The following is a 14,044-nucleotide window of genomic DNA, read 5'->3' as shown; positions in this document are numbered from 1 at the left end:
CTAGGTATTGATTATAGATTTAACGAATATTTTTCATATGGATATATCAGGAGTATGATTGAAATGAAGACAGAATTCAAGCGTGAAGGAGGGGCAAAATTTGAAACTCGTTGTCGGAATGACAGGGGCAACTGGGGCTATCTTCGGTGTCAGGCTATTAGAATGGCTGAAGGCAGCGGAAGTGGAAACCCATCTCGTTGTGTCTCCTTGGGCTAACGTTACCATCAAACATGAAACAGGCTACACGTTAAAAGAAGTTGAAAAGATGGCCACATACACATACTCGCATAAGGATCAGGCGGCGGCCATCTCCAGCGGCTCGTTTGATACCGATGGCATGATTGTGGCGCCGTGCAGTATGAAATCGCTTGCGAGCATCCGCACCGGGATGGCGGATAATCTGCTGACTCGCGCGGCTGATGTCATGCTGAAAGAGCGGAAAAAGCTCGTTCTCTTAACAAGAGAGACACCTTTGAACCAGATTCATCTCGAAAATATGCTTGCACTCACAAAAATGGGGACGATTATTCTTCCGCCGATGCCGGCGTTTTATAATCAGCCGAGCAGCTTAGAAGAAATGGTCGACCATATTGTATTCAGAACGTTGGACCAATTCGGCCTGCGCCTTTCTGAGGCAAAGCGCTGGAATGGAATTGAAAAACAAAAAGGAGGAGCTTGATGATGGCTTATCAAGATTTCAGAGAATTTCTCGCTGCCCTTGAAAAAGAGGGACAATTGTTAACGGTGAATGAAGAGGTAAAGCCTGAACCTGATCTGGGAGCAGCTGCACGGGCAGCCAGCAACCTTGGCGATAAAAGCCCTGCACTGCTATTTAACAATATTTACGGCTACAACAATGCGCAAATCGCGATGAATGTCATCGGCTCTTGGCCGAACCACGCGATGATGCTGGGACTGCCGAAAGATACACCGGTGAAAGAGCAGTTTTTTGAATTTGCGAAGCGATATGAACAGTTTCCGATGCCGGTCAAACGCGAAGAAACAGCGCCATTTCATGAAAATGAAATCACAGAGGACATCAATTTGTTCGATATCCTGCCTCTTTTCAGAATTAACCAAGGAGACGGCGGTTACTATTTAGACAAAGCATGCGTCATCTCCCGCGACCTTGAGGACCCTGACAACTTCGGCAAACAAAATGTCGGCATATACAGAATGCAGGTAAAGGGAAAAGACCGCCTCGGCATTCAGCCTGTGCCGCAGCACGATATTGCGATCCATCTGCGCCAAGCCGAAGAACGCGGCATCAATCTTCCGGTCACCATTGCGCTCGGATGTGAACCGGTCATTACAACCGCGGCATCCACTCCGCTTCTCTATGATCAATCCGAATACGAAATGGCGGGAGCAATCCAAGGAGAACCGTACCGCATCGTAAAATCAAAGCTGTCTGACCTTGATATTCCATGGGGAGCAGAAGTTGTGCTCGAGGGAGAAATCATTGCCGGAGAACGTGAATATGAAGGGCCATTCGGTGAATTTACAGGGCACTATTCCGGCGGACGCAGCATGCCGATTATCAAAATTAACCGCGTGTATCACAGAAACAACCCGATTTTTGAACATTTATACTTAGGCATGCCGTGGACAGAATGTGATTACATGATCGGCATTAATACTTGTGTGCCGCTGTATCAGCAGCTAAAAGAAGCGTATCCGAATGAAATTGTGGCTGTGAACGCCATGTACACACACGGTTTAATCGCGATTGTATCAACAAAAAACCGCTACGGCGGATTTGCGAAAGCGGTCGGCATGCGCGCGCTCACAACCCCGCACGGACTAGGCTACTGCAAAATGGTTATCGTTGTCGACGAGGATGTCGATCCATTCAACCTGCCGCAGGTCATGTGGGCGCTCTCTACAAAAATGCACCCGAAACACGATGCGGTCATTATACCGGATTTATCTGTCCTGCCGCTTGACCCGGGATCAAATCCATCAGGAATCACGCACAAAATGATTCTTGATGCCACAACACCTGTTGCGCCGGAAACAAGAGGCCATTATTCACAGCCGCTTGATTCTCCATTAACAACAAAAGAATGGGAACAAAAACTAATGGACTTGATGAATAAATAAGGAAAGGATGATTCGACATGCATACATGTCCTCGATGCGATTCAAAAAAAGGAGAAGTCATGAGCAAATCGCCTGTAGAAGGAGCATGGGAAGTCTATCAATGCCAAACATGTTTTTTTACATGGAGATCATGTGAACCGGAAAGTATTACAAATCCGGAAAAATATAATCCGGCCTTTAAAATCGATCCAAATGAAACAGAAACAGCGGTTGAAGTTCCCGCTGTTCCGGAACGAAAGGCCTGATCGGCGTGAACCGACTATCAGACCGTCTCTTTGAGCTGCTTGACGGGGAACGTCTGAAAGAAAAGCAGCATGAAGCCTTCGTTCTGCAAACGGTATCGGAGGACGGCTGGCCGCATGCCGCTATGATCAGCGCCGGAGAAATCATCGCCCTGAATCGGACGGATATCCGGATCGCCCTGTGGAAAAACACAGAGACCGCGGGAAATATCCTTCGAACGGGACAAGCCCAGCTTACTGCATGGTGGAAAGGAGCCGCTCATTACGTAAAACTGCAATGTGAGCCGCTCCCGCCGCTGAACGATGCGGTTTATGACAGGGAACGCTTTGCCTGCCGTATCGCTTCAGCTAAGGAGGATGTTGCAAAGTACGCTGATATAACTTCCGGTGTCAGGATACAGCTTCACAATGCTGAAGAGGTGCTGAACAGATGGGAAGCAACGCTGGAGGAATTAAAACGATAAATAAAAAGCCTGACGCCATGCGTCAGGCTTTTATTAGTATAATGAACCATATAAAGACAAAGGGGGCGTGAGGAATGGTCACAAAGGGGATCTGTCATTCAGACGGTTTTGATTTATCTTATTGTATTGAAGGAGAGGGCGCGCCGATTCTCGTGATCGGCAGTGCGGTTTACTACCCGCGTCTATTTCATCAGGATATCAAACAGAAATATCAATGGGTATTTGCCGATCACAGGGGTTTTGCCAAGCCGGCGCGGGCGCTGCGGCCGGAAGATGAAAGACTGTATGCAGTTTTGGACGATATTGAAGCGATAAGACGCCATCTTCAGCTTAAGGATTTTATCATAATGGGACATTCGGGGCACGCGTTTATGGCATTAGAATACGCCAGAAAGTACCCTGAGCATGTGCGAAAGGCCGTGCTCCTCAATTCAGCGCCTGATAACAGTCAAAAGAGACAGCGGGACAGTGAAGCGTTTTTTAGGGAAACAGCCAGCCCTGAGAGAAAGAAACGTTTCGAAAAAGATATTGCAAGTTTAGCAGGTGACATAGAAAAAGATCCTGAAAGGCGTTTCGTGCACATGTGCATTCGCGCTGAAGCGAAAAGCTTTTATAAAGAGAGGCCGAATGCAGCAGCTTTATGGGAAGGTGTTGACACCAATATGCCGATTATAGATGAATTATGGGGACATACATTCGCGCAGATGAACCTCATACAGCGGTTAGCAGACGTTCATGTTCCTGTCTATATCGGTTTAGGCAGATATGACTATTTGGTTGCTCCAGTATCGTTGTGGGATGCCGTTGACGGTATATATCCGTATGTGAAGAAGGTCATCTTTGAAAAGAGCGGGCACCAGCCGATGCTGGAGGAACCGCAGACCTTCGGGCAAAGCTTAATGGAATGGATAGACAAATAAAAATCCCGCAGAGCGAATCTGCGGGATTTTCTTTATTATAAAATACCTTTCATCGCACGTTTGATGATCGGTGAGATCAGCAGCAGAATGCCGCCGAGTATGATAGAAATCAAGCCGATGGTGCCGAAGTAAGTTGTTTCAGGTATTTTATCAAACAACCCGGCTACTTGGGCATTGATTGCCTGGGCTGCTGCGTTAGTCAGAAACCACATACTCATTGTCTGTGCGGAGAATGCAGCTGGCGCCAGTTTTGTTGTCACGGATAAACCGACTGGAGACAGGCACAGCTCTCCCAGTACGACAAGCAGGAAGCTGAGAACGAGCCACAGCGGGCTTACGAGTGCTTCTTTCCCTTGCATAGCCGGGAATACCATAATGATAAATGACAATCCGGCTAAAATAATTCCGATTGAAAATTTAACTGGTGTAGACGGCTGGCGTTTGCCAAGCTTCATCCAAAGCCATGCGAAAATTGGTGCGAAAATGACGATAAACAAGGGGTTTAATGATTGGAACCAAGATGACTGAAGTTCTATTCCGCCCAATGAAAGTCTTATGCGTTCATCAGCGTATACCGCAAGAATGGTCGCTCCTTGTTCCTGAATGGCCCAGAACATGACAGCACCGATAAACAAAGGAACGTAAGCGGCAAGACGAGATTTTTCTGTTTTGTCCGCTTTTTTGCTTGTAAACATGATGATGAAATAAATAACAGGAATCAAAATACCGAGAATACTTACAAGGTCGATGAAACGGTTGATCGTCAGCACGCCTGTTTGTACAGAGATCATCACTGCGATCGCCACAATGATAACACCGATTCCGGTGCCAATTGCAGATTTTTTAGACAGCGGATTCGGGACATTTGAACCTGCAGGTCCGAGGTTTTTCTTTCTTGTCAAAGCAAATACGATAAGTCCAAGAAGCATTCCGACCGCGGCAGCTCCGAAGCCGAGATGATAGTTGTACTTCTGTCCGAGTGTTCCGACAATTAACGGCGCGAGTAAACCACCGAGGTTAATCCCCATGTAGAAAATACTGAAACCTGAGTCGCGGCGCGGGTCTTCTTTCGTGTAAAGATCTCCAACGACGCTCGAAACGTTTGGTTTTAATAAGCCTGTTCCGATAATGATAAGCACCATGCTGATATAGAATGCTATCGCGCTGCCCGGATAGGCGAGTGCAATATGGCCGAACATAATAAATATGCCGCCGTAAAACACGGTGTTTGCGGTACCGAATACCCGATCAGCGAGCCATCCGCCAATAATAGTGGACATGTATACGAGTGATCCGTAAATCGACATAATGGCAACCGCAGTGCCTTTGTCAAAGCCAAGCCCTCCGTTTACCGTCTCTGTATACAAATAGTAAAGCAAGATTGCTCTCATTCCATAGTAAGAGAAACGCTCCCAAAATTCGGTGAAAAATAGTGTAAATAGTCCTCGCGGGTGACCAAAGAACCCTTTTTGCGGGACGCTTTTAATGATACTTTCGTTATCAATCGAAGCCATGTCAGCCAAACCCTTTCTTAAAAAAGTGTATTATAAAAATCATATTCTTATATAATACTTGTGTCAATATAAATTATACTCATTTCAAGAAGTTCCAGAATGGAAAAACTATAAAGGTGGAAAATAGTGAGTTTTTCCTGTTTCTTATGTCTCGTTTTGTTACATTTTCTAACGATAGTATTTCTTTATACTTTTTTAATAAAATTTTAGAGAAATGTACAAGCAGATCGGGCTGCCGCGAATATCATGGTAACAATCATGCGGGAGGAGGTTGGATCATTGGCTGAATTCATCTTGAATGCAGCAGATTTTGGTATTTCAGGGGACGGAAAAACGGATTCGACAGAACTGATTAATCAGTGCCTAAGCGCGGCTGCCTCAAAGGGGTACCATACAGTCTGGTTCCCGAAAGGAACATATTTAATTGACGGGACGCTTGGAGGTGATGCGAACCAGGTGTTTCGCAACGCTGGGATTATTGTTCCCGGCAATCTTAATATCGTCATGGACCCTGAGTGTATCATCAAAGTCATTCCGAACAGCTCCTGGGGGTATTCTGCATTTTATGTAGGCAAGCAAGAGAATATAACCATTTCGGGTGGACAAATTATCGGCGAGCGCGACGAGCATACGTATGCGTCCGCGGGGATAAGGTCAACCCATGAATGGGGCTTCGGCATTTGTATTGAAGGGTGTTCGAATGTTGTTATTGATGATGTCAACATTTCTGATTTTACTGGAGATGGGATCATTATCAGTCCGCGGGGCTTAAAGACAAATAACGATTATCGAACATCAGAGCACATTACCATCCGCCGCTGTAAGGTTCGGCGATCGAGGAGAAATAACATTTCGATTACCGGATGTGACACAGTTACGGTGGAGGGCTGCGTGATTGAAGATGCCGGAACGGGAAATGGAACAGCGCCGAAATTCGGAATTGACATTGAAGGCTATGGTGAAGGAAATATTGATTATGAGGAACCGCTCAATGTCTCAATTCGAAATAACTATTTTAATGGAAACGTTTCAAGTTCTGTGACCAATTTTAATGGGTACGGCATTTCAATAGAAGGAAACCACTCAGACAATACGATCAGCTATGGGTATGGCACTCAAACGGTCATTAAGGGGAATATTCTCAGAAGGGCGGAAGACGCGGCTGCGGCGCCTAGAGTCGGGATTACCGGATTGGGTGTTTCACAAGGAAAAGAAAGCAGTGATGCAGTGATCGCCGGCAACCTCATTACCGGATTTTCAACCGGAATTGATGTCAGAGGAAAGAGCGTTCTTGTCACGAACAACAAAATCAGCAATTTTGAAAACACAGGGATATTGGTTTATCAGTCTTCCGACGTAAAGGTAGACGGCAACCAGATTCAAAACGGACTGTCTGAAACAAGGCGCAGTACCGGCCTTCGAGCGGTGCTGTCTGATGATACCGCATTTCTGAATAACTGTCTTATTCAAGTCATCGACGGGGTGAACATTTCAGGAGGCGATATGATCATTAAAGACAATGTGCTGAGAAAATTCAGCCGCGGCATTTGGATCGCTCAAGGAAGCGCGTTGATCGAAGGAAATACGCTTAACCCCGACGCGTTTGAAGCGGCCCTTGAATCGTATGCCGTTTCTGTCACAAACAATGCTGGCGCAATTATTAAAAACAATACATTTAAAAACTTTAAAAATTACCCGATTTACTGTACGACAAGTGCAAAAACCTCTATTATCGGAAACCACTTTGAAAGATCTCCTCTTTTAGTGACCATCTATATCAGCACCGGTGTTCATGACATTTTTGATAACACCCTTTCAGTCAATAGAACAGCCGGCAGACCGATTGTGATTTACCTCAACGGCTCCTCAGGCTCTATCATTTCAGGAAACACCATCAATAACCTCTCCGCAAGCACGGCGGTGGCCATTCAAACGGACACCTCAACCAATTCCACCATCATCGGAAATCGAATCATCAAAGGAACCATCACCAACAACAGCGGAGATAAGGTAAACGGCAATATGATCGTCTGAACAAAAGCGCCTCGCTCTAGGGGCTTTTTTTGTTCGATTTATAGATCACGAATATCTCTCTCACCAATAACAAAACAAAAAATAACAGCATCATCCATTCCGCAAACGATGTCATCTTGAAGCTGGACATATTATTATAGATGGCTTTTCCTAAACTGAATCCTTGAAGCATGTCCATGAAAACTGAAATCACCAACAAACAAATTAATAAAACAGCCGTTATGCCTAATATTTTCATCCTTCATCACCCTCCTCTTTTAGTGTCTATCTTTATGAGAGAGTTATACCCGTTCGCCAGTCACATGCATAATCTTAAGGGTAACAGGAAGAATATGAGAAAACGATAAGGAAAGGTATTTTGTGTATGCCGTCATTTTTTAAGCAAAAGAAAAATACCGAAACGAAAGACAGCCAGAAACAAGAAGATAAGAATCAGCAGAAGAAAGAAGAAGGGCCGATTCTGGCTTCTTCAAGTTTGGCGAAAAATGTGGCGGACATGAAGAAGAAAGTCGGAAGCAGCTCTGATGTCATTATTCGGGAAGTGAAAGCAGGGGAACAGGATGAAGTTCACCTGGCCATTATTTATATCGCGGGTTTGGTCGATAATAACACGATACATGAATCGTTAATCGAGCCTTTGATTCAGGATCAAACCATCCAAAATGCCCATGCGATAAAGCAGATCCTTGAAAAAACGCTTCCGCTGGGCGGAGTAAAAGCTGAAAAGAGCTGGGACAAGCTGTTCACTGAATTGATGCTTGGAAATGCGCTGGTTTTTGCGGACGGTTCTGATGAGGCGCTTATCTGCAGCACCCAGGGGGGAGAGCACCGTTCCATACAAGAGCCGAGCACCCAGGTGTCATTCCGGGGCCCGCGCCAAGGGTTTACAGAGTCTTTGCAAACCAATATTTCCATGATTCGGCGATACATTAAAAATCCCAATGTATGGGTCGAAAAAATGAAAATCGGTTCTGTAACAAATACGGATATCGCGCTGATGTACATTCACGGTATTTGTGATGAAAAGGTGCTGAAGGAAGTGAGGCAGCGCCTGAAAAAAATAGACATTGACAGTATTTTAGAATCCGGATACATCGAGCAGCTGATCGAAGACGAAACGTTTACGACGTTTCCGACCATGTATCACACGGAACGCCCTGACGTCGTCGCAGGAAATCTATTAGAAGGAAGATTTGCAATCGTTGTGGACGGAACACCGTTTGTTCTGATTGCCCCAGCCTTATTTATTCAATTTTTTCAGTCGGTTGAAGATTATTATTCACGCTTTGACATTGCGACAAGTATACGGATTCTGCGGATATTTATCTTTTTTATTTCACTTGTCGCACCGGCTGTTTATGTGGCAGCCACGACGTTTCATCAGGAAATGATTCCGACACAGCTGTTAATCGTCATTGCTGCCCAGCGGGAAATCGTTCCGTTTCCGGCCGTTGTTGAAGCCATCACAATGGAGGTTGCTTTTGAGATTCTCAGGGAAGCTGGGGTCCGACTGCCGAGGGTTGTGGGATCGGCTGTTTCCATTGTAGGCGCGCTTGTTATCGGCCAAGCTGCTGTTCAGGCTGGTATCGTGTCTCCGGCTATGGTCATCATCGTTGCCATAACGGCCATTGCCAGCTTCGCAACGCCGGCGTTTGCCATGGCGATATCTGCCCGCCTCATTCGGTTTATGTTTATCATTGCTTCTGCCGTAATGGGTTTTTACGGGCTGGTTTTAGGGATTATTATGATGTTTGTTCATTTATGCAGTCTGCGTTCCTTTGGTGTTCCTTATATGTCGCCGCTTGCGCCCTTTTCTTCACAAGGCGTGAAGGACACGCTGTTCCGTGTTCCTTGGTGGGCCGACCAGAAAAGGCCTGAATCCATCAGCAAAAAAGATAAGGTCCGTCAGGGGAAAGACCAGCGTCCTCAGCCGGATGGTTCACGCGGGATGGTGAACAAAGAGTTGAGAGAAGGAGATCAGAATGATACGTAAACGTGTACTAGCCGTTATCATGCTTTTGAGCATCATTGTGCTGCCCGGCTGCTGGGATAAGCGTGAGCTGACAGATCTTGCGATTATTTCGGCAATCGGCATTGATCGGACAAATGAAGGGAATTACGTACTGCACTTTCAGATCATTAATCCCGGAAACGTCGCCGGAGGGCTTCAGGGCGGCGGTGCGGGAGACAGGCCGCCTGTATCCGTCTATTCCATAGTAGGCGACAACATGACGGAAGCGCTCAGAAAAGCCTCTATGAAAGTATCCCGGCGGCTTTATTTTGCCCATACCAATCTGGTCGTGATCAGTGAAAAGCTGGCGAGAGAGGAAGGTTTGAATTTTGTGTTAGATAACCTTGACCGCGATACGGAATTCAGGACCACGGCAACGATTGTCATCGCCCATAAAACGAAAGCCGAAAATATCGTCAAAACGCTTACGCCGATTGATAAAATACCGTCCAATAAAGTCAATAAAACACTCGACTTCACGCAAGCCCAATATGGGCGGGTGATTAAAACCAATATCCAGGATGTCTTGAAAACACTTGCCCTCACCACAGAAGCGCCGGTGATCCCCGGATACAGGATGATCGGGGACGATAAAAAAGGAGTCAGCCTGGAAAACACACAGGCGACTGACCCGCAAGCCATTCTTCAGGCGGACGGTTTGGCGGTATTCGATAAAAGAGGCCATTTAAAATATTGGATTGAAGATAAGGACAAAGTTGGGGTTGTCTGGCTTAAGAATCAAATCCAGCATACGTTTATTAATGCCGATTGGAAGAAGACAAAAGATGCGGTAAGCTTACAGGTCACGCATCAGACAACAAAGCTTAACCCGGAAATACGAAACGGCCGTCCCCGCATTCATGTTCACGTAACGGTTGAAGGCATAATAGACGCAGTAAAATATCCATTTCATTTATCTGACCCAAAGGTGTTAGCCGATATCGAAAAAGCACTCAACAAACAGCTTGAAAAGGAAATCAGCCATGCAGTTGAAAAGATAAAGGAACATAAAATCGACTTTATCGGATTCGGAGACACGATATACAGGAAGTATCCGAAGCAGTGGAAAAAAATGAGGGATACATGGGACAAAGAATATTTGCCTGATCTGCCTGTTGATGTAAAGGCGGAGACGTATATCAGAAGAACGGGGCTGCGAAATAATCCGCTCAGAAACCAGCTTAATCATAAATAGGTCAAGAAAGGAGTAGTGACAGATGGAAAAAGCCAAAATCAGCATTAGGCAGCTGTTTGTCATGATGATCATTTTTGAGCTGGGCAGCTCCTTATTGATTACACCGGGAACGATGGCGGGCCGGGATGCCTGGATAGCAGTGCTATTAGGCTGTGCAGTTGGTTTATTTCTTTTTTACTTGTATCAGGGGATCTATCAATGCTATCCGGAGTTCTCCCCGAAAGAATACATGGATGATATGCTCGGCAAAAAGCTGAGCTGGTTCTTTTCGTTTCTTTATATCTTGTATTTTGCATATATTGCCGCCCGGGTGCTGCGTGATTTCGGAGAAATGCTGCTGACGTTTGCTTACCATGATACTCCGATTATCATCGTGAATGCTTTACTAATGGTGGTCAGCATATATGCCGTCAGAAAAGGAATTGAAGTGCTGGCGCGGGCGGGTGAGCTTCTCTTCGGGGCAATGTATCTATTGGGTGCGCTCGGTCTCGTGCTGATCATTGTATCGGGTTCCATAGATCTGAAAAATTTAAAACCGGTTTTAGCAGACGGGATTTTCCCTGTTATTCATTCTGTTTTCACACAAACCATGTACGTTCCGTTCGGTGAAATTGTTTTATTTGTAATGATTTTCCCTAATCTCAATGATCGCAAGAATGTCAAAAAAGTGGGGATGCTCGCTATGGTCATCAGCGGATTGGTTGTGGCGCTTACCGTAGCGATTAATATCAGTGTGCTTGATGTTGATCTGACATTGCGATCGCAGTTTCCGCTTTTAAGTACGATTCAGACAATCAAAGTGGAAGAATTTCTGGATCGGCTTGATATCTTTTTTATGCTGGCACTGATTATCGGCGGCTTCTTCAAAGTCAGCCTCTATCTGTATGCGGTGGTGGTGGGTGCGTCCACTCTTTTTAAGGAAAAAAATCCTTCACAGTTGGCATATCCAATGGGACTGGGCATACTCATCCTCTCTATCGCAATTGCCACCAACTTTTCAGAGCATTTAAATGAAGGGCTGAAAGTAGTGCCGCTGTACATTCATTTGCCCTTTCAAGTGCTGTTTCCATTATTTCTGTTTATCCTCGCTGTTTGGAAAAAGAAGAGAAGAGAGAAATCAAAGCAGGCTGAAAAACAGAAACAATAAAAAGAGCGGGGGGATGCAGCCGCCGCTCTTTTTACGTTCACTTCTATATAAAAGGGGGATTTAGGTTGCGCCCCTGTCTGCACTGGCAGAGGCGCGTTTTTGTTATACGACTGCGGCGTTTTCCGTCACAGTAAAGCTTCCTCGTGAAAGTCTGATGGTAATGTCAGATACCCTTGCAATTTGTTCATCATGCGTCACCATGATGATGCATTTATTTTCTTTGTGCGCCAAATCCTGAAAGAGCCGCACAATTTCTTTTGACGTATCCTCATCAAGGTTTCCGGTCGGTTCATCGGCAACGATCAAGTCCGTGTCACAGCAAAACGCTCTTGTAATGGAAACACGCTGCTGCTGTCCGCCGCTTAATGTCAGCACCTTTTGCCGGGCTTGTTTTTCATTGATGCCGACCTTCTCCAGCATCTCCAACGCATATGCTTCTTTATTCTTTTCCTTTGAACCTGTGATTTCCATGGCGGTTGTCACATTTTGCAGAGCTGTCATATATGGAAGCAGGTTGTACGCCTGAAAGACAATTGATACGTATTTATTTCTGAAATTCGTCAATCCGATTTTAGAAACAGCTTTTCCGCCATAAAGGATATGTCCTTCTTTAGGTGCGTCAAGTCCGCCTGCCAGAGACAGGAAGGTCGTTTTTCCTGTCCCTGAGGTGCCGATGATTGTATAAAATTTACCTTTTTCAAAGCTGATATTAATATCCTGAAACAAGGGCTGGTTTTTGTCCTTATACCAGTAGCCGACTTGTTGAAATTCTAATAAGCTCATTCGTTTCGCCTCTTTCTATTCCTGTTTTGTCAATATCGTTTTCGGGTGGAGCCGCAGTACTGAAATAGACGGCAGCAGCGTTGCAATGACAGCGATTAACATTCCGATTCCGCCGAGAACAAGCATATCGTTCATCGAAACTGCCACATTCAGTGAATCAATGACGTCCGCGTTTGAAGAGCTTTGGCCGAACATTCCGTGGCCCATGCCGCCCCCGCCGCCGGGCATTTGGCCGCTTGCGGTTTGTGTTGAATCAGTTGATGAACTGATCTGCTGGGATAAGAGCTGATTGCCGAGCTGGTTGGCGACCAAATTTCCAGTCACTGATGCAATGCCGATGGCCACAACAGCCACGATCAGAATCTCAGTTAAGAACTGGCCAATCAGCTTCCACCGTTTTTCACCGATAGCCATTAACACACCCATCTCATATTTGCGTTCTCTGATTGACATCATGACAATGAGGCCAAGAATGACAGCGCCTGCCACTGATACAAGGTACACAACGTTTTTAGAAAAAGAAGCTACATTTTCGATCGGGCCGACCATTTGCTGGTAAAGCTGATCGTTTGTATTTAAAGTAAACGTATCAAAGTCGATTGACGTTTTCTTCGCTGCTTTAACGAATGCATCAATATGTTCAGCATCGTCCATATCATAAACAGCTGAATCAATCGTGTTTTTATAATCGTCACCTTTCAGAGCCGCTGTTGCTGTGTAAGGTGTGTAAAGCTTATTGTAAGGATTTAAGAATGAGAAATTCTGGGCTTGGTCATCGCCTGAAGACGTTGTTTTATAAATACCGACAATCTTCAGTTTGACTGTTGTATCTTCGTCTGTTGCTGATTCTATTGTGATGGAATCCCCAACGCTTACATCATTTTCTTCTGCTAATGTTTCATTGATCACTGTGACGTTTTTGCCGACATCAGATTTTGTAATCGCGCGCCCGTCTGTGATTTTTGAATCTCCGTCAGAGAATTCCTCTAACAGCGACGTGCTGATGACGCCTTCAATCGAAAGATCGGCTTGAACCATTTGTTTTCCGCCTTGCATTGGAGCGCCTTTTGTATCGCTTGAGCTTGAGTCTGTGCTCGAATCACTAGAGCTTGAGCTTTCAATCGCATCGAAGTTTCCGGCGTTGGCTGAAGCTGATGTAATGAAGTTGTAGCTCTTCACATGATCAAGCGCTGTCAGCTTATTGGCATCAGACACTTTTATCGGTGTAGATTCGAAGCTGCGTTTTTCACCGCTGTCCTGCTGCTTCTCCATTTGTTTTTGGCGGTCAACTTGAAGCGTAACGCTTCCGCCCAGCTCCTGTCTGGCAAGGTCGCTGGATTTTTGAGCTGCTGACTGGATCGTGAGGCCAGACAGAACAAATATACAAATCACTGTAAACACAAATAACTGCAAAAACGTTTTTCCTTTTTTGGCCTTCATGTTCCAAAAAGCCCGTTTGATAAAATTCATTTATGTTCCTCCGTATAGGTATTTTTATAGATAAGACCGCCTGTGAGGCAGGCCCGCTTGTTGATAAATTTATAGTAGTCCAAAGGTATGAAAAAAATATGAACAATCTATTTCTAGTTGATGAAATAAAAACTAACAATTGTGAAACCCAAAATTCTCTG

Annotated in this window: 12 protein-coding genes and 1 pseudogene; 9 read left to right on the top strand and 4 right to left on the bottom strand. The window is 45.3% G+C overall.

The genetic code is table 11. The annotated features are described in order from the left end of the window. Positions 1–63: 63 nt before the first annotated feature. From H7F27_RS18895 to H7F27_RS18875, 5 genes and pseudogenes are all read left to right on the top strand, one after another. Positions 64–679 (top strand): annotated as a pseudogene (locus tag H7F27_RS18895) (non-oxidative hydroxyarylic acid decarboxylases subunit B). 2 nt (positions 680–681) lie between these two features. Then, a complete protein-coding gene (gene bsdC / locus H7F27_RS18890; protein ID WP_024120198.1) occupies positions 682–2,103 on the top strand; it encodes a phenolic acid decarboxylase BsdC in 1,422 nt (473 codons plus the stop codon). Between the two features lie 17 nt (positions 2,104–2,120). Continuing rightward, entirely contained in the window at positions 2,121–2,348 is a 228-nt protein-coding gene (bsdD, locus tag H7F27_RS18885; protein ID WP_185848288.1) for a phenolic acid decarboxylase subunit BsdD, read from the top strand. Beyond that, positions 2,345–2,809 carry a pyridoxamine 5'-phosphate oxidase family protein gene (locus tag H7F27_RS18880; RefSeq protein ID WP_024120200.1) on the top strand — a complete coding sequence of 155 codons (465 nt, stop codon included), beginning with the start codon at positions 2,345–2,347 and terminating at the stop codon, positions 2,807–2,809. The genes bsdD and H7F27_RS18880 overlap by 4 nt, the downstream gene beginning before the upstream one ends. A 74-nt stretch (positions 2,810–2,883) precedes the next feature. Further along, positions 2,884–3,729, top strand: coding sequence for an alpha/beta fold hydrolase (locus H7F27_RS18875; RefSeq protein ID WP_185848287.1), 846 nt, complete (start codon positions 2,884–2,886; stop codon positions 3,727–3,729). A 35-nt stretch (positions 3,730–3,764) separates the two neighbouring features. Here H7F27_RS18875 and H7F27_RS18870 read toward each other — a convergent pair whose 3' ends face one another. Beyond that, the gene (locus H7F27_RS18870; RefSeq protein WP_044161897.1) at positions 3,765–5,243 is read right to left on the bottom strand and encodes a peptide MFS transporter; all 1,479 of its coding nucleotides are present in this window, start codon (positions 5,241–5,243) and stop codon (positions 3,765–3,767) included. A gap of 279 nt (positions 5,244–5,522) precedes the next feature. Here H7F27_RS18870 and H7F27_RS18865 point away from each other — a divergent pair, with 279 nt between their 5' ends. Beyond that, positions 5,523–7,277, top strand: a complete 1,755-nt coding sequence (locus tag H7F27_RS18865; RefSeq protein ID WP_024120203.1) for a right-handed parallel beta-helix repeat-containing protein — start codon at positions 5,523–5,525, stop codon at positions 7,275–7,277. A gap of 16 nt (positions 7,278–7,293) precedes the next feature. Here H7F27_RS18865 and H7F27_RS18860 read toward each other — a convergent pair whose 3' ends face one another. Further along, a complete protein-coding gene (locus tag H7F27_RS18860) occupies positions 7,294–7,515 on the bottom strand; it encodes a YczF family membrane protein (RefSeq protein WP_024120204.1) in 222 nt (73 codons plus the stop codon). 126 nt (positions 7,516–7,641) lie between these two features. Between H7F27_RS18860 and gerKA the strand changes: the two genes are divergently transcribed. Genes gerKA through H7F27_RS18845 form a run of 3 tightly spaced genes read left to right on the top strand, consistent with a single transcriptional unit; the run spans position 7,642 to position 11,630 of the window. Next, positions 7,642–9,270: a spore germination protein GerKA gene (gene gerKA / locus H7F27_RS18855; protein WP_024120205.1), complete on the top strand. Its 1,629-nt coding sequence runs from the start codon at positions 7,642–7,644 to the stop codon at positions 9,268–9,270. Beyond that, a complete protein-coding gene (locus H7F27_RS18850; RefSeq protein WP_024120206.1) occupies positions 9,260–10,483 on the top strand; it encodes a Ger(x)C family spore germination protein in 1,224 nt (407 codons plus the stop codon). Before gerKA ends, H7F27_RS18850 begins: the two co-directional genes overlap by 11 nt. A gap of 22 nt (positions 10,484–10,505) precedes the next feature. Next, positions 10,506–11,630: an endospore germination permease GerKB gene (locus H7F27_RS18845; protein WP_101863982.1), complete on the top strand. Its 1,125-nt coding sequence runs from the start codon at positions 10,506–10,508 to the stop codon at positions 11,628–11,630. Between the two features lie 102 nt (positions 11,631–11,732). Here H7F27_RS18845 and H7F27_RS18840 read toward each other — a convergent pair whose 3' ends face one another. Continuing rightward, the gene (locus H7F27_RS18840; RefSeq protein ID WP_185848286.1) at positions 11,733–12,413 is read right to left on the bottom strand and encodes an ABC transporter ATP-binding protein; all 681 of its coding nucleotides are present in this window, start codon (positions 12,411–12,413) and stop codon (positions 11,733–11,735) included. 15 nt (positions 12,414–12,428) lie between these two features. Beyond that, positions 12,429–13,883 (bottom strand): ABC transporter permease, encoded by a 1,455-nt coding sequence (locus tag H7F27_RS18835; protein ID WP_101860979.1) that lies wholly within the window; start codon positions 13,881–13,883, stop codon positions 12,429–12,431. Between the last annotated feature and the right edge of the window lie 161 nt (positions 13,884–14,044).

Origin of the sequence: Bacillus sp. PAMC26543, assembly GCF_014250375.1 — a bacterium.
Classification (GTDB): Bacteria; Bacillota; Bacilli; order Bacillales; family Bacillaceae; genus Bacillus; species Bacillus halotolerans.
Note: the sequence above shows the minus strand (reverse complement) of the source record. Positions and strands in the feature narration are given on the sequence as shown.